The 17,338-nt window shown below is 36.4% G+C and carries 16 protein-coding genes; 10 read left to right on the top strand and 6 right to left on the bottom strand.

Features of this window, described 5'->3' with window-relative positions; genetic code table 11:
* The first annotated feature begins 45 nt into the window (after positions 1 to 45).
* Together B154_RS0126705 and B154_RS29895 are read left to right on the top strand one after the other, a co-directional pair.
* Positions 46 to 807, top strand: coding sequence for an SDR family NAD(P)-dependent oxidoreductase (locus tag B154_RS0126705; RefSeq protein WP_018617426.1), 762 nt, complete (start codon positions 46 to 48; stop codon positions 805 to 807).
* 382 nt (positions 808 to 1,189) lie between these two features.
* Positions 1,190 to 3,361: a TonB-dependent receptor family protein gene (locus B154_RS29895; protein ID WP_018617425.1), complete on the top strand. Its 2,172-nt coding sequence runs from the start codon at positions 1,190 to 1,192 to the stop codon at positions 3,359 to 3,361.
* 28 nt (positions 3,362 to 3,389) lie between these two features.
* Here B154_RS29895 and nhaD read toward each other — a convergent pair whose 3' ends face one another.
* A complete protein-coding gene (gene nhaD, locus B154_RS0126695) occupies positions 3,390 to 4,670 on the bottom strand; it encodes a sodium:proton antiporter NhaD (protein ID WP_018617424.1) in 1,281 nt (426 codons plus the stop codon).
* Positions 4,671 to 4,960: 290 nt separating this feature from the next.
* The gene (locus tag B154_RS29890) at positions 4,961 to 6,745 is read right to left on the bottom strand and encodes a chloride channel protein (protein ID WP_018617423.1); all 1,785 of its coding nucleotides are present in this window, start codon (positions 6,743 to 6,745) and stop codon (positions 4,961 to 4,963) included.
* Between the two features lie 176 nt (positions 6,746 to 6,921).
* On the opposite strand from B154_RS29890, the gene B154_RS0126685 reads away from it, so the two are divergent.
* The 7 genes from B154_RS0126685 (at position 6,922) to B154_RS0126655 (ending at position 12,544) form a co-directional block, all read left to right on the top strand.
* Positions 6,922 to 7,377 (top strand): MarR family winged helix-turn-helix transcriptional regulator, encoded by a 456-nt coding sequence (locus B154_RS0126685; RefSeq protein ID WP_026260473.1) that lies wholly within the window; start codon positions 6,922 to 6,924, stop codon positions 7,375 to 7,377.
* A 45-nt stretch (positions 7,378 to 7,422) separates the two neighbouring features.
* The gene (locus tag B154_RS0126680) at positions 7,423 to 8,130 is read left to right on the top strand and encodes a pirin family protein (protein ID WP_018617421.1); all 708 of its coding nucleotides are present in this window, start codon (positions 7,423 to 7,425) and stop codon (positions 8,128 to 8,130) included.
* Positions 8,131 to 8,190: 60 nt separating this feature from the next.
* The gene (locus B154_RS0126675) at positions 8,191 to 8,718 is read left to right on the top strand and encodes a YceI family protein (protein WP_018617420.1); all 528 of its coding nucleotides are present in this window, start codon (positions 8,191 to 8,193) and stop codon (positions 8,716 to 8,718) included.
* Positions 8,718 to 9,428 carry a pirin family protein gene (locus B154_RS0126670; protein WP_018617419.1) on the top strand — a complete coding sequence of 237 codons (711 nt, stop codon included), beginning with the start codon at positions 8,718 to 8,720 and terminating at the stop codon, positions 9,426 to 9,428. The genes B154_RS0126675 and B154_RS0126670 overlap by 1 nt, the downstream gene beginning before the upstream one ends.
* Positions 9,429 to 9,529: 101 nt before the next feature.
* Positions 9,530 to 10,087, top strand: a complete 558-nt coding sequence (locus B154_RS0126665) for an NADPH-dependent FMN reductase (RefSeq protein ID WP_018617418.1) — start codon at positions 9,530 to 9,532, stop codon at positions 10,085 to 10,087.
* 50 nt (positions 10,088 to 10,137) lie between these two features.
* Positions 10,138 to 11,985: an amidophosphoribosyltransferase gene (locus B154_RS0126660; RefSeq protein ID WP_018617417.1), complete on the top strand. Its 1,848-nt coding sequence runs from the start codon at positions 10,138 to 10,140 to the stop codon at positions 11,983 to 11,985.
* 70 nt (positions 11,986 to 12,055) lie between these two features.
* Positions 12,056 to 12,544: a SixA phosphatase family protein gene (locus B154_RS0126655; protein WP_018617416.1), complete on the top strand. Its 489-nt coding sequence runs from the start codon at positions 12,056 to 12,058 to the stop codon at positions 12,542 to 12,544.
* Positions 12,545 to 12,667: 123 nt separating this feature from the next.
* Here the strand turns inward: B154_RS0126655 and B154_RS29885 are convergent, their stop codons facing one another.
* Positions 12,668 to 13,951 (bottom strand): glycosyltransferase, encoded by a 1,284-nt coding sequence (locus tag B154_RS29885; RefSeq protein ID WP_018617415.1) that lies wholly within the window; start codon positions 13,949 to 13,951, stop codon positions 12,668 to 12,670.
* A 16-nt stretch (positions 13,952 to 13,967) separates the two neighbouring features.
* On the opposite strand from B154_RS29885, the gene B154_RS0126645 reads away from it, so the two are divergent.
* Complete coding sequence (locus tag B154_RS0126645; protein WP_018617414.1) at positions 13,968 to 14,216, top strand: hypothetical protein; 249 nt, start codon at positions 13,968 to 13,970, stop codon at positions 14,214 to 14,216.
* An 83-nt stretch (positions 14,217 to 14,299) separates the two neighbouring features.
* Here the strand turns inward: B154_RS0126645 and B154_RS31155 are convergent, their stop codons facing one another.
* From B154_RS31155 to B154_RS0126630, 3 genes are all read right to left on the bottom strand, one after another.
* Entirely contained in the window at positions 14,300 to 14,905 is a 606-nt protein-coding gene (locus tag B154_RS31155; RefSeq protein WP_018617413.1) for a porin family protein, read from the bottom strand.
* 244 nt (positions 14,906 to 15,149) lie between these two features.
* Positions 15,150 to 16,013: a dTDP-4-dehydrorhamnose reductase gene (gene rfbD, locus B154_RS0126635; protein ID WP_018617412.1), complete on the bottom strand. Its 864-nt coding sequence runs from the start codon at positions 16,011 to 16,013 to the stop codon at positions 15,150 to 15,152.
* A 180-nt stretch (positions 16,014 to 16,193) separates the two neighbouring features.
* Positions 16,194 to 17,333 (bottom strand): DegT/DnrJ/EryC1/StrS family aminotransferase, encoded by a 1,140-nt coding sequence (locus B154_RS0126630; protein WP_018617411.1) that lies wholly within the window; start codon positions 17,331 to 17,333, stop codon positions 16,194 to 16,196.
* Positions 17,334 to 17,338 lie beyond the last annotated feature (5 nt).

Below are 17,338 nucleotides of genomic sequence, written 5' to 3'. Positions count from 1 at the left end.
CACTTAAATCTGAAATGTTCCTGTTGGAAGTAAACGAATAGCCATATGATAATAAACGAAAGATTTAAAGACAAAGTAGCCGTTGTCACTGGCGGGGCTGACGGTATAGGAAGGGGCGTAGCATACAGGCTGGGAAAAGAGGGAGCGCGATTAGCATTGTTTGATATTAATCAGGAACTGTTGCAAAAGACAGTTGCAGAGTTTCAGCGTGACGGTATTGAGGCAAAGGGATATGTTGTTGATATAAGCAGCGAATCACAAGTATCAAAAGCTATTTTGGATGTTGAAGATGAATGTAAGAAAATAGACATTCTTGTAAATGCTGCAGGAATCGTCGGCCTTACCAACACAAAAATTACGGAATATCCCACTTCTGATTTTGACAAAATATATGAAGTAAATCTGAAAGGTACTTTCCTCATTACAAAATTTGCTTTAAGCGTGATGAAAAAAACGGGTACCGGCAGATTGCTGCTCATTGCTTCTATTGCAGGTAAAGAAGGTAATCCTGGAATGGTAGGTTATTCTTCTACTAAAGCGGGGGTTATTGGCCTTGTGAAAGGAGTGGCAAAGGAATTTGCTGATACCAATATTACTGTTAATGGATTGGCGCCTGCAGTTATCAAGACACCAATGAACGACAATACTTCTTCTGAGCAGTTAGCATACATGACAGCTAAGATACCAATGCAACGATTGGGTACAGTGGAGGAAGTCGCTGCCATTTCATGTTATATCGTCTCTGATGAAAATAGTTTTTCCACGGGTTTTATTTATGATATCTCTGGCGGGCGGGCAACATATTAAGCATTCTAAAAAATTATGTAATGAAGCATCAATGGAAGCGATGATGCTAATCATTCTTTCTCCGGGTTCATATCTTTTACGGACACAGTACCAACGTCAATCATAGGTAAGATTCATTGCCTATTCCTCCACTTATTAATATAATGCGGTCCTCCACAACTACAATTTATTTAGCTATGGTAAGAAAAGTGTATTTTATAACACAGCTAAAAATAGCCGTATCATTTCAATCTAATACCTATACTTTTTTAACTTGTACGCTATCAACCGTACTGCAAACAGTGTTACGGTTAGCTACTATTCCTTATATCGTAACTGTTTTTCCCTTTTACATAAGTTCCTACTGGCTTTTTAACTCACATTTGCGGCAACTAAATATATAATGAAATCAAGCATAATACCCGCAATTTTACTTCTGCCTTTAACCCTTTTTGCTCAAAAGAAAATTGATAGCACGCAGAAATTTATATTAAAAGGTGTAACCGTAACAGGTATAAAAACCGTAAGGGGCACGGGCCACATGCCTGAAGTAAAAGACGGGATCATTTATGCAGGCAAAAAAAACGAAGTTATTCTTGTGGATAGTTTAGATGCTAATAAAGCAATAAATAATACAAGACAAATTTTAGGTAAGATACCAGGACTGAATATTGTGGAAAGTGAAACAGGTGGTTTTACCGCTAATGGCATCTCGACCCGTGGTCTCATTCCTTCTCAAAGTATAGAAATGAATACCCGCCAAAATGGCTATAATATAAGCGCCGATATTTTTGGATATAATGAAGCTTATTATCTGCCTCCAATGGAAGCGGTTAGCAGAATAGAAATGGTACGCGGAGCAGCATCGTTGCAATTTGGGTCCCAATTTGGAGGCATGGTGAATTATGTAATAAACGAAGCTCCTAAAAATAAAGCTTTCGAACTATATACTTCGCAAACAGGTGGAAGCTTTGGAATGTTTAATACATTTAACTCATTTTCAGGTACTATAAAGAAATTAAGCTATTACAGTTTTGTTCAATACAGGAGGATAGATGGATGGCGCCCTAATAGTAAACAGTGGCAATTATCAGGTTTTGGAAAAGTACAATATAATGCTTCAGATAAGTTTAATGCCGGAGTGGAGTATTCACTTCTTCGAAACAAGATAAAAATGCCGGGGGGGCTTACCGATAGTATGTTCCAGGCAAATTCCCGATCATCGTTTCGTAGCAGAAACTGGTTAAAAAGTCCTTGGAATATTTTAACTGCTTACGCGAACTATACTATTTCTCCTAAGACATTATTGACGTTAAAAACATCATTATTATTCAGCAGCAGGTCGTTGGTATGGCGAAATGAAGATGGCGGCGCGGGCGCATTTGACGAAATTGATGCATCAACAGGTGAATATGTACCTCGTGAAGTTGAAAATGAAAAAATGCATAATACGACTACAGAATTGAGGTTGCTGCACCATTACAGTTTGGGCAAAATGGATAATACGATTGCCGGAGGTCTCCGCTATGCTTACGCATGGTTTAAAAGGTTAGGAGGTGGAGAAGGTACAACAGGTTCTGGTTTTGATTTGTCTGTTACAGGTCCCTATGAATATAATTTTGATTACACAACAACAAACATTGCTCCTTTTGTAGAGAATATTTTCAGAATAAATAATCGTTTTACTATTACACCAGGATTTAGGTTAGAATATTTGAAAAGCACAGGAAAGGGTTACGAGCAGGAAGATGATGATAAAATTATTACAAACGAAAGCAGGCCCAGGTATATACCTCTGGCAGGTATAGGTACAGAATTTAAAGCGTCAGCAAACACCAACATTTATGCAAATATCAGCCAGGCATACAGACCCGTTGATTACTCACAAATAACTGCTTTTGGTACAACTTCCAAAATAGACCCAGACCTTAAAGATGCAAATGGCTTCAATGCAGATCTGGGTTACAGAGGCACTGTTAAAAACTATTTGAATTTTGATATTGGTTTATTTTACCTCGCCTATAATAAACGTATTGGTTTAGTATTAATGAATCAGGGTACTCCTAATGAATACACTTTACGTACAAATGTTGCGAACAGTGTACATAAGGGACTCGAAAGCTATATTGAGTTTAATCTTTTGAAGTATTTGGATTCCGGCTCAAACAACGGCTTAAGTATTTTTAATTCTTATTCATTTATTGATGCAAAATATACAAAAGGAGAATTTAAGGGCAACAGAGTTGAAACATCACCAAAATATATCAACAGGACGGGGGTAACGTATACAGGCAAAAGATTTTCGGCAACCCTTCAAATGAATAATAATGGTGATGCTTTTGGCGACGCCACTAATGTAAGAAAGAGTGATGAACCTATTGCAGGGTATATACCTGCTTATACAGTGTTTGATGCAAGCGCAACTTATAGAATAAAGCAATTTTCTTTAAAAGCAGGAATAAATAATGTCGCGGATAAATCTTATTTCACATTAAGAACAGATGAATATCCGGGTCCTGGCATAATACCTTCCATAGGCAGAAGTTTCTATGCAGGTATTTCGGCGAAGTTTTAAAGATTACTTCTACATTAATCATTCGGCGTTAACTGCTGATATAATACTGTAAAAGATAGACACCAATTCCTGCAAAATATCCCAGTAAAGCCAACAAGCTTATGTGCTTTATATACCAGAAAAAACTTATTTTTTCAATACCCATTGCCGCGATGCCCGCAGCTGATCCAATAATTAAGACACTGCCGCCAGTACCTGTACAATAGGCTAAGAACTCCCAAAAATAGTGGTCAGTCGGGTATTGGTTCAGGCTATACATGCCCTGAGAAGCTGCAACTAAAGGAACATTATCTACTATAGAAGAAAGCAATCCCATAGAAATAACTATTATTTTATCATTAGGTAAAGTGGCGTTCATCCATACGGCAAGGGCAGAAAGAACACCTGTAACCTGCAACGCCGCAATACTAATTAATATGCCGAGAAAAAATAAAATACTTGGCGTATCAATTTTTTGAAGTGCATAAGCAACAGATAAAATATGCTTGTCTTCTTCATTCTTTTTTCCATGTATTATTTCTGTTATAATCCACAAAATTCCTAAGCCTATTAAAATACCCATATACGGAGGCAAATGAGTGACTGATTTAAAAACGGGCACTGAAATAAGAACAATAACTCCAGCGAAGAACACAATATATTGTTGCCTTTTTGAAACTAGCGAAGCATTTGAATCTGCATCCATAACCGGGCGTTCTATTCTTCCTTTAAGACGAATGGAAAGTATAATTAAAGGAGTAAGTAAACATGCGAGGCTCGGAAGAATTAGTTGTTTTACGATATTGCCTGCGGTTATCTGGTTTCCTATCCACAGCATCGTCGTAGTGACGTCTCCTATTGGCGACCATGCTCCCCCTACATTTGCTGCAATAACAATCATTCCCGCAAAAAATAATCTTTCTTTTGGCTCTTTTACAAGTTTTCTTAATAATGAGATCATTACAATTGTAGTCGTAAGATTATCTAATAATGGAGAAAGAAAAAAAGTTATTAAAGAGATAATCCACAAAAGCTTTCTTTTGTCAGTTTGAGTGATTCTTCTTGTTATTATATCAAAGCCACAATGAGCATCTATCAGCTCAACAATAGTCATTGCTCCCATCAAAAAGAATAGTATTCCTGACAACTCACCTAAATTGTCGGTAAGTTGTTCTGCTACATGATGTTTATCAGAACTGTTTGAAATGTATATAGTCCAGCATAGAACACCGGTAATCAAAGCAGTGGCAGCTTTATTTATGTTAATAAGGTTTTCCGCTGCAATAGCCATATAACCTATTACAAATGTGACTGTTAATAGTATTACCATACATGATGTTTTATTGTAACCGGTGCTGAAAGTTTTCAGTAAAAGTAATAATCGTACAATGTTTAAGAGGAATATAATGAAGAAATAAAAAGCAGGTCTTTTAAGAATAATTATTTCACTGGTTATATTTATATTGAGATTAGAAATTTAGAGAAAACAAAGAATATTTGTATTAATTTAAAAAAAATCGAAAAAGCTAAAGCAGGTTTTTGTTATTATAAGTTTGAATAAGATAAAGTATAGAAGTAGAAATAGTATGTATAAAAGGATTTATTTTGGAATAAACCAACTTACACTTCCTCATACAAATCACTATGCTCAGCTAAAATTTCGCGATAACGATTGAAGAGTTTTGATTTGGAAATAAACCCCATAAATTTATTTTCAGCGTCAAGCACAGGCAAATTCCAGCTGTTAGTGCTGTCAAACTTCTGCATAACCTTGGGCATCGGGTCCTTGTAATAAATAACCTCCTTGGGCTGTTTCACCAGGTTGGCAATTAACATTTGCGGCTGTATATCTTTGCCTAAGATCAGGTTTTTTACGTCATTTAACTCAATAATACCGGCAAAATTGTCCTGCTCATCGTGAACAGCAAAAACTGTTGAATTGCTGTCACTCATAAGCGTGATCAGATCGGCAAGGGTACTGTTAATGGATATGGTTTTAAGACTGTCAGTAAGCATTTCCTTTAAAGAAATAGTGCTTAAGATGTTTTGCTCTTTTTTGTGAGTAAATATTTCACCTCTCAGCGCAAGCAGCTTAGTCTCCATTGAGTATGGTTCAAAATGCTTTACAATAGAATAAGATAAGGACGAGACAATCATAAGCGGAATAAATAATTCGTAGCCGTTGGTTATTTCGGCAATTAAGAAAATAGCTGTTAATGGGCAATACATAACGCCGCTTAATACCCCTGCCATCGCAGCAAGGCTAAAATTTCCCTCAGGAATTTGAGTCCAGCCAAAACTATTAAACAGGCGGGAAAAAGCAAAACCGAGAAAAGAGCCTACAAACAAAGAAGGGGCAAAATTGCCACCGTTACCACCAGAGCCTATTGTAATACCTGCTGCAACCGGTTTTAAAAAAACTACGCTTATCGCAAATATTAGCAATGTCCACGTTTGCCCCGCATAAGCAAAAAGATAAGACTTTTGAGTGGTACGTTCTATTTCTCCGGTTGCTACTTTTTTTATACTCACATATCCTTCGCCAAACAATGGCGGAAGAGTGTAGCATAATATCAATAATCCAAAGCCTCCAAGAAAAGCTTTTAAGTAAGGGTTTATCTCCAGTTTATGTATGTATCTTTCTGTACTTCCAAAGCTTTTAGCGTAATATAAAGCGATAAAGCCGCACAAAACACCCAACAAAACATAGTAAGGAACAAACTTGTAATTGAAACTTTGTGTTAAAAAGAAATTGAATAAAAAGCTTTCCTGCAATATTATTTTAGAACAAAGCGCGCCAATTACTGCAGAAATAATAAGTGGAATAAAATAGCTTACTACGGATTCCACCATCAAAACTTCTATAGCAAAAATAACTCCCGCAATCGGCGCATTGAATACAGCGGCAATACCAGCGGCAGCGCCACACGCAATCATTAGCGACCTGTCACGGTAAGAAAGTTCATTTACCCTCGCTATGTTGCTGCCGATTGCTGACCCTGTCGCTACAATCGGAGATTCTAATCCTACTGATCCGCCTACGCCTACTGTAATAGCGCTGGTAATTATATGTAAATAAGTATGGCTGCGGGGGATAAATGAAGATTTTTGAGCTATAGCATTTAACACCATGCCTATACCTCTTTTAAATGAACCTCTGAAAAAACGATGAGTAATAAAAACAGTAAGTATGAGACCTATTGCAGGAAAAACAAGATAAGTAGGCGGCGCGGGAATATCTTCTATCCATTGTTGCAGATAGTGAACTAACTTTTTTAGAAGCACCGATACTAATCCCGAGGCAAGTCCAACTAATGTAGATACATAAATTACATATTGCGCCTTATTTAATCTCGACCGTAACTTTTCTGTAAGTAAATGGTAAATGTATTTAAGGTTCTTCATCAGGTAAGACCGGGCCTTATTTATTGAACAACAAAGATATTATATCATTAAGGATAGATGAGATAAGAATTATATTATTAGGAATACTGGTTTTAAGAATAACAATGCTTTGTGTGGTATCCTAAACAGAGTAATAAAAATTTGCAAAAATGCATGTATGTACATATATTTGCATTGTGAAAATTGAAGATGCTTTAAAAATGACCAGGTTTTCCTCCCAGAAACATAAGGCAGGATTAAATATTTTGTACACAGCATGGTGGTTAAAAACAATGGTCAGCAAAGAATTAAAAGCGGTTGGCTTAACGCACGAGCAGTATAACGTGCTTAGAATATTGAAAGGAAAGCATCCCGAAGCTATGTGTGTAAAAGATATTGGCAACAGAATGATAGAGCCAAGTTCGAATGTGCCGAGAATAGTTGACAGGTTGGTTGCAAAAAATTATGTTGAAAGATCAACATCAGTGATTGATAAGAGAGAAACTGTTATTACCCTGACAAATGTTGGTTTAGATGCTTTGCAGACTGCAACAAATAAGGTTGATAACCTTTTTACCAATTCTCTTCATCTGCTCGAAGACGATGCAATCAAACTTAATACAATGTTGGAAAATATTCGTGGTAGCGAATAAATGTTTGTGGTAATAATTACTGTTTATACAATTTAAACAAATAATATGAAAACAATATTGCATAGTGCAGACCGAAGAGGTCATGTAAGTTTTGGATGGTTAGATAGTCATCACTCTTTTAGTTTTGGAAATTATTATGATCCCGAAAAAGTTCATTTTGGAATGCTACGCGTTCTCAACGACGATATTATTACCGGTGGATCAGGTTTTGGAACACATCCTCACGACAATATGGAAATAGTATCCATACCGTTAAAAGGTGCCATTGAGCACAAAGACAGTACAGGAACTCATGCAGTGATAAACGAAAATGATGTGCAGATTATGAGTGCAGGTACTGGGATTAAGCATTCTGAATACAATCACTATAAAGATAAAACAACCAATTTTTTACAAATCTGGATCATTCCGAAAAAAAGAAATATTGCGCCAAGGTATGACCAAAAAACGTTTAATCCACAAGATCGCTTAGACAAATTTCAAACAGTGGTAGCTCCGGACGATCCAAATGCAGTATGGATAAACCAGGATGCATGGTTTTCACTGGGAAAATTTCAAAACGATTTTTCAACTTCTTATTTATTAAAGAAGCCGACCAATGGCGTTTATGCCTTTGTAATTGATGGAAATGTTACAATAAACGGTCAATCATTATTTAAAAGAGATGCAATTGGTATATGGGATATTGATAAAATTGATATAACTGCAAATACGAATGCAGAGATATTATTAATAGAAGTACCGATGCATTAGTTGTGATAAAAAAAACACTTAGAAAATATTTATTTCTCAATCTATAAAAACAATATAATCATGGCAACTTACAAAATCGATGTGGATCACTCAGACATTATGTTTAAGGTAAAACACCTGATGATTTCAACAGTTACAGGCATTTTTAAAAAATTTGATGCTACTCTTGAGATTGACGAAGATGATCTTACAACAGCGAAAGTAACTTTTGAGGCAGACGTTAATAGCGTCGATACTAAAAATGAGCAAAGAGATACTCATCTTAAAAGTGATGACTTTTTTAATGCCGAGCAGTTTCCTAAGATGATATTTAAATCTACAAGCATTAAAAAAATTGGAGAGGACGAATACAAACTGATCGGAGACATTACAATACGTGATATTACCAAACCTGTTGAATTAAAAGTTGAATATAACGGAAGCGCAAAAGACCCATGGGGACAGGAAAGAATGGGATTTGAGGTTTCGGGAAAAATTAATCGTAAAGAATATGGTCTAAAATGGAGCGCAGTAACCGAAGCAGGTGGATTGGTTGTTGCAGATGATGTAAAATTGGCTTTGAATGTAGAAATGATAAAACAAGCATAATGGAAAAAGTTATTCATCGTGCTGCAGGTCGGGGTACAAAAGATCTGGGCTGGCTTTTAAGCAAATTTTCGTTTAGCTTTTCAAATTATCAAAACCCTGTAATGAAAGGTTTTGGCACTTTAAGAGTTTTTAATGATGATACAGTTCAAAAGGGAGGTGGCTTTGGCATTCACGCACATGTAAATATGGAAATAATAAGCGTAATGCTACAGGGAAAAATGAATCACAAAGACACTCTTGGATATACAGAGGTTGTAGAAAAGGATTGGGTACAGATCATGAGCGCTGGTTCGGGCTTGCGGCACGAAGAATATAATATAGGCGACAAAGAGGTGAAATTTTTACAAATCTGGATAGAACCCAAATTGCAGAACATTTCTCCGCGCTATCAAAAACGACTTTTTAATAAAGAAAAAAGGAAGAATACGCTTCAAACGATTGTTAGTAGTGAAGAAGGTGCAGAACATTGCTGGATCAATCAAAATGCTACACTGAGTTTAGGGTGGTTTGAGCAAGGGCAGGTATATACCTACTCTTTTAATGCAACAAATAAATGTATATATATATTTGTTTTAGAAGGCTCTGTTGCTATTGATGGTGAAACTCTTACTAAAAGAGATGCAATTGGTATATGGGGCACTAATTCTTTTGAAATAAAAGCAGAACAAGAGAGCGAATTTATTGTTATTGAGACACCAGTCAATCAATAAGATATTTGGAGTTAACCCTGCTCGCATACTAACGGCCGAAAAGTTTACTTTTCTCTAAACAGCTCTTTACTTGCATAGCAATTTTAGCCATACGAATAAAAATGAATATTGAGATAGTTTCAGGAAGCCCAAGACAGGAAAGTGTTACATATAGAATAGCTTTGTTTTTACAAAAAAATCTGCAGGAAAAAACGCCGCACAATGTTAATATAATTGATGTGAGGGAATGGAATTTCCCTACTTTGCAGGAAGAAGTTTATTCTTCCGTTGCAAAAACACCACAGCATTATAAGCCACTTGCAAAACGTATGTTTGAAGCAAACGCTTTTATAATTGTAACTCCGGAATACAATGGAAGTTATACTCCATCTATGAAAAACCTGTTCGATCATTTTCCCAAACAGATGCACAAGGCATTTGGTATTGTAACTGCGTCTACAGGTTCTTTGGGCGGAATACGGGCTAGCCAGCAATTGCAGTTATTAATATGTGCATTGTTTGGAGTTCCATCCCCTTATATGCTTGTGACGCCCCAGGTCGACAAGAAATTCGATAAAGAGGGCACCCTTATTGATCAATCATTTTCAAATACAATTCACAATTTTGTATCGGAATTTTTGTGGCTTGCAGAAAGACTGCAGTTAAGAGACCTTAATTAACCTTATTTTTCACGATGTAGTTGTAACTTGCGTTCTTTTTTAAACATATCATGAGCGACGAAATAAAGCATGAATGCGGACTGGCATTCATTCGTTTGAGAAAGCCTTTTTCATATTATCTTCAAAAATACGGCACTGTTCTGTATGGTTTAAACAAACTGTACCTGTTAATGGAAAAGCAGCATAACCGCGGCCAGGATGGTGCTGGCATGGCTGCCGTAAAATTACATGTTGAGCCCGGATATCCGTTTCTTCATAGAATACGAAGTGTAGCTAACCAGCCGATAGCTGATTTATTTGCCACTATAGGCAAAGAAGTGACTGAACTTGAAAAATACCAATCAGACATAAAACTTCATCCGGGCCTTTTAAAAGGGCATTTGCCTTTTTTAGGAGAGTTGCTGTTAGGCCACCTCAGGTACGGAACGCAGGGAAAAAATAATGCGAGTTTTTGCCATCCTTTTATAAGAAGAAACGTGGTTCCTGCCCGCAACCTTGCCCTTGCCGGCAATTTCAACCTGGTTAATACTGATGAGTTATTCAAACATATTAATTTCGACGCAGGCGATTTTTCAAAACAAAGTGACCTCGCGGCTATGCTCGAGGTTATTCATCATTATATAGTTAAAGAAGATGAAGAAAATCCTGGAAAATTAAACCTTGGATGTATATTAAAAAAAGCAGCGTCGCTTTTTGATGGAGGTTTTACGATTGGGGGATTGTTGGGCAACGGTGACAGTTTTGTTTTAAGAGATGCGAACGGCATCCGTCCTGCCTACTATTATATGGATGATGAGGTGGTTGTAGCTGCCAGTGAAAGAGCTGCAATCAGAACCACTTTTAACGTAGGTGAAAATGAAGTAAAGGAGTTAATGCCAGGAAATGCTTTGATTGTTGCATCTCACGGAGAAATTACCGTACAACAGGTACTAGATGTACAAGAAAGAAGGGCATGTAGTTTTGAACGCATTTATTTTTCGAGGGGCAGTGATGAAAAAATATATCGTGAAAGAATCGCCTTGGGATATCACCTCAGTAAAACTGTTTTGGAGGCTATCAACTATAATCTTAAGAATACCATTTTTTCATATATACCCAATACGGCAGAAATCGCCTATTACGGTATGTGTAAAGGAATGGAAGATTACCTTAACCAGATAAAAGTACAGCGTATATTAAGTTGGGGAAACGATGTAACGGAAGAAAAGCTGTCTGGTATGATAAACCGTAAAATACGACAGGAAAAAATTGCCATAAAAGATGTAAAACTGCGAACATTTATAACTGAAGATGCCAATCGCAATGAGATGGTTCAGCACGTTTACGATATCACCTATGGTACTGTAGTTAAGGGGGAAGATACTTTGGTAGTTATTGACGACTCGATTGTACGTGGAACTACACTAAAACAAAGTATTGTAAAAATGCTTTCACGACTGGAACCAAGAAAAATTATCGTGGTATCATCTGCTCCACAAATCCGTTATCCCGATTGTTATGGGATTGACATGAGCAAACTAGGCGATTTTATTGCTTTTCGCGCAGCAGTAGAATTACTGAATGAAAGAGGGATGGGAAACTTACTTAACGAGTTGTATGAAAGATGCAAAGAACTGGATTCTGCAGACCAGTTACATACAGAAAACGTAGTGAGACAAGTATATAAACCATTCACAACTGTAGAAATATCTCAAAAAATAGCAGAATTGATCACTCCTGAAGATATTGATTTTCCGGTGGAAGTTATTTACCAGACTATTGAAGATCTGCACGCGAGTTGCCCTACCAATACCGGAGATTGGTACTTCACCGGCAATTATCCCACACCTGGTGGAAATAAGGTAGTAAATAAGGCGTTTTTAAATTATATGGAAGGAAAAAATATGAGAGGATATTAACCTGGGCAGGATTTTTTTATAGATGATTTCATTGGGCTTCGATTACACTAAAGTCACTTAAAAGTAACTTATGAAATCACTATTACTTATTCGGCATGCTAAAAGCAGTTGGGATCTTGATGTAGATGATTTTGACAGGCCTTTAAATCATCGTGGAAAGCACGATGCCCCTTCAATGGCTAAAAGGCTGAAAAAAAAGGAAATAAAAATTGATGGTTTTATTAGCAGTCCCGCCAAAAGAGCTTTAGCCACTGCTGTATTTTTTGCAGAAGAGTACGATATGAAGTTAAAGGACATTATTACAGTCCCAACTTTATATGAGCCAACAATAGAAGCCTTTTATAATGCTATCGAAGACCTAGATGATAACTTCAAAACAGTTGCTATTTTCTCTCATAATCCTGCCATAACAAATTTTGCAAATCAGCTTACCTCCTTTACAATTGATGATATGCCTACCTGTGCTGTATTCGCAGTAAAAGGAGATGGAAAAAAATGGAAAGAATTTATATCGGCAGAGAAAAAGTTCTGGTTTTTTGACTATCCCAAGGCAGAGTAAATTGCATTTCCCAATTTTTAAAAAAAACAAGGGCAAATTGAGAACCCTTTGGAAAAGGGTAAATTTCATCAGCAATTGATAAAAATCAGAATATTTCCACCTTTTTATTTTTAAAGCTTCAAATTAAATTGACTTTAAAAAATCATCTAATATTTCTTTATAAGCCTCCATTTTCAGATCGGGAAGTTGGTAATTAAACTTTTGCGCTTTCTGCAAAGATTTCTGCAAAGAAAAATTTTCTTGTGAGGCAGCCACGCACCAACCTTGCTTTTGTAGATGCGCAGCCAGGTATTCCTGCTCCGTCTGCCCAGGGGTGGGAATTAAAATAGACTTTTTCTTAAGCTTGCAAAGATCCATCACTGTTGTATAGCCACTTCGGCTAATTATATATTCACTCTCATTAATAGCAGTTTCAAGATCTTTTGCAGGCAAATGATTTTGAATTTTCAAATGCATTGTACCTGATAAAGACTCTGAAAATCCCGGCAAACCTCTCACAAGCAATGCTTTCCCTTTAAAATCTACCAGTTGTTTAAGCAACTTTGTTTCCAGCAATGTTCTTTGAGGCTCCGGTCCCGACAAGATAATAAGAACGTCATATTTTTTTGCTACTTCATCCTGTCTTTCCAAACGGCTTATTCCACCTATGTAGTTTACCTTTATTTGGGGAAGCTTTTCCGGATGAGACAGAACTCCAGCAAGGTTTGTACTTCCTTTTTCGTCCGGCACCCAGCATGCAGAAAACCTATTTATATATCCATAATTAATTTTTTGAATAATTTTTTCAAATAATATAAAAGGAGCCTTTACGAGTAACTGATGTGTAATAAAAACTGATGTAACTTTACGGTGAAAAAGGCCAAATCTGTTATCAGAAATAATAGCGTCTACCTTGTTATTTTGCAAAAATCGGTCAAGCCATTTTTTCTCCCGTAAAATAGTTATAAAGATTTTCGGCAGTTGCAACACAACTTTTACAGAGAAAAATCGTTTTACTCTTGTATATTTAATATTGTAGCAAGGGATATTAACAAAAATAACAGTTGGAAATTCTGTTTTTAATAGTTTTTTCTGTAATCCTTCGGCAGCAATTATTACTTTGCAGCCCGATTGCAGCAAGTGATTGATCAGGGGAATACAGCGGGTAGCGTGGCCTAAACCCCAGTCAAGTGGTGCAATGAGGACTGTAATATAAGATTTCTTCGGCAATAGAAAAAGAATAGCGTTTATTAGGATGAGTATAAATATGAAAAAAATAAGACAAATATCGTTGTTATTGTTATTTTTAATTATTTTAACAGCAACTTTTACAAGTTGTAGGTCAGCAAGAGGCTGCGGTTGCCCTATGGTACACAAAAAGTCAGTAGGATAATATTTTGTTTCTAATGTAAATAATCTATCATACATTCGATAAATTCACTTTATGAAAGCAGCAAGCAGAGATTTATTGGTACTTTCAAAAAATGCATCAATTACTCAAAGAGAGATGGAGCTTGAAGTTGAAAAATTGAATCAATTGTTATTTCAGGCTGAGGCTATAGAAAAGCTGTGCCTTGCTAATGAAATAATTGATATTAACAATTACAAAATAGTAACAAAGCTTAAAAAAATTGAAAAGTTAATCAGCTACAGCAAGCTTAAACCCTTTCAATTTATCCATAATAAAAATTGATTGTAAGCTTTTTTTATTAAAGCATGTATTTTAGCCTATTTTAAGAAATTTCAACTTTTCAGCAAAACTCTAAAGCTGAATGTTTAATCGAGCATATAAAACAAACCGACTTGTAAAACACTGTTTGCTCCGTTTTTACCCTGCCCTGTAGTACCCCCGTTTTCATTCATATACACCACGTTTACCAAATCTTTAAATCCATAATTGTATCTAACTTCAGCACCAAAGACTTTAGTAATCCTGTAGGCTAATCCAAGATCGAAACCGACATCAAAATGGCGGTAAAAGTTTGACATGTCTTCAGTAATACCTGAAGATTTGGAAACAGCTTTACGTAAAAATCCAAATTCAGGACCAAGAAGAAGTTCTGTCTTGCTGTTAAAACAGTATCCAAATAAAACGGGAACCGCTAGGTAATTTAGCCTTACGCTTCCAGCGCTGCCTGTGCCCCTTGCGGAAAACCCAAAACCTTTGCTCGAGTACTGTACCTCTGGTCTTATTAAAAGATTATCCTGTATCGGTATTTCTGCTAAGACTCCTGCATTCCAGCCAACTCTTGCTTTGCTGTTATCTGTATTTATGTACCTGACTGTTGCAAGGTTAAGTCCTCCTTTTAATCCAAATTGTGTTTGGGAGTGGGAAGAGGTTAAAAAGAAAAGGGAAACTATTGCAAGTAGATTTTTTCTCATCAAAATTAGGATTAAATATAAAAAAATTATTATCTACAACTTGAAAATACTTATAAATAAATAAGTTAAAAAATGTCAAAAATAGAGGCGTTAAGCATCTTTCCTCCACGTTATTATTAAAACAGAACAATCAAACTTTCTGCAACTGTTGCTGATAAAATTAACTCATCAACTAATTCCAATCAGTAACATCACTATTAGTGTTAACGAAAATAGTACCGGAAAAAATCGAAATATTAATTATCTACTGCTGTAATAGGTGGATGCATTGCTGCAAACTATTTTTCCAATCCTTTAGCTTAATGTCAAATACTGATTTTATTTTTTCTTTGCTCATTGCAGAGTAAGCAGGTCTTTTAGCAGGAGTGGGATAACCTGATGTATCAATCGGCTGTACGTTACAGCGTAAACCTGCTAATTCCTTTATAGCGATTGCAAAATCAAACCAGCTTATAATTCCTTCATTAGAAAAATGATAAATTCCTCCTTTATTTTCTGTTTGTTCAGCTATTTGCATTATAACTTCAGCAAGGTCTGCAGCATAAGTTGGTGAACCGAATTGGTCGTTGATCACATTTATATTTTCGCGTTCCTTCATAAGGCGAAGCATGGTTTTAACAAAGTTGTTTCCAAAGTAACTGTACACCCACGAGGTGCGGATAATAACAGTTGAAGGAAGTTTTTCAAGAGCTATTTCCTCGCCTTTAAGTTTACTTTCACCATAAAAATTAACCGGGCTTACAGGATGGTCTTCGGTATAAGGGCTGGTAGCTGTTCCATCAAAAACATAATCGGTAGAAACATGAATAAACCTTGTATTTCTCTTACGACAATTTTCTGCAAGGTTTCCAACGGCGTAGGCATTTATTTTTAAGGCTAACTCTTTATCGGTTTCGGCTTTATCTACTGCAGTATACGCAGCTGCATTTATGCAAATAGCCGGCTTGTAAGTAATAAAAAATTCCTCTACTTTTTCTGCATCAGTAATGTCCAGTTCATCTACGTCAGTAAAAACATAATCGTACTGAGGGTAGCTTTTAGACAATACTTTTAACTCGCTTCCTAGCTGTCCTTTTTCACCGGTTACAAGAATTATGGGTTTCGACATCTTTTATGTAGTGTTAGCTTTTATGATGAGGTTTGAAAATGTTTTTTTAAAAAAGCTGAATAAAAACATGTAAGTACAAGTGAGTGACACAACAATGTTGCAATTTGTTCTTCTGCTGGTTCTGAAAAAACATTTTTGCTTTGCGCAAATACCTATTAATTATTTCAACTGATTTTTAAACTAATCTTTGTTTCCGTTCACAAAGTTGAGAACATGGGCCGTAATATATTGTAATTGTTCTTCATCAAGTTCTGTATGTATCGGGAGCGAAATCACGCGTTCAGTCAGCCAGTCAGTAGCCGGAAGATGATAATTACTTCCTCCAAGTGCATCAAATACTTTTTGACGATGTGCAGGAACCGGGTAATAAATCATAGAAGGAATGTTGTGCCTTGCGAGGTAACTGCTCAACTCATTTCTGTCAACTTCATTTAATATTAATGTATATTGATGATATACATGGTTAGAATAATCGGCGATTGCAGGAACAGTTAATGAATCATTGCCGGCAAAGGCATTGTCATAAAATGAAGCTGCTTTCTGTCGTGCTGAAATATATTCATCCAGGTGTCTGAGCTTAACATCGAGGATAGCCGCCTGTATAGAATCGAGCCTTGAATTGCATCCAACTATATCGTGGTAGTATCTTACTTTCTGACCATGATTCGCAATCATTTTCAATTTTTCAGCAAGTGCATCGTCATTGGTAAACATTGCTCCTCCATCACCAAACGCACCCAGGTTTTTAGACGGGTAAAACGAGGTAGTACCTATGGTGCCAATAGTGCCCGTCTTCTTTACTGTTCCTTCAGAAAAAGTATAATCGCAACCAATAGCCTGCGCATTATCTTCAATTACAAATAAATTGTGCTCTTTAGCAATAGCCATAATTTCTTGCATGTTGGCTGCCTGCCCGTATAAATGTACCGGGACAATTGCTTTTGTCTTTGGCGTTATAGCTTTTCTTATGGCTTCGGGATCTATGCAAAATGTTGCTTTGTCTACATCTACAAAAACAGGTGTAAGCCTCAGCAATGCAATGACCTCGGTTGTAGCAATGTAAGTAAAAGAAGGCGTTATTACTTCATCTCCCGGTTTCAAGTCTAAAGCCATCATGGCTATCTGCAATGCATCTGTACCGTTACCGCAAGGTATAGTGTGCTTTACACCCATATAAGCAGATAGATTTTTCGCAAAATCCTGAACGGGCTTTCCATTAATGTAAGCAGCGCTTTCAAGTACCTGGAAGATACCAGCATCAATATCATCTTTTATCTTAAGATATTGAGTTTTTGTATCAACCATTTGTAAAGGCTTCATATACA

The sequence above is a fragment of the Segetibacter koreensis DSM 18137 genome, from assembly GCF_000374045.1.
Lineage (GTDB): Bacteria > Bacteroidota > Bacteroidia > Chitinophagales > Chitinophagaceae > Segetibacter > Segetibacter koreensis.
The sequence above is the reverse complement of the archived record's forward strand: the minus strand, read 5'-3'. Positions and strand labels throughout refer to the sequence as shown.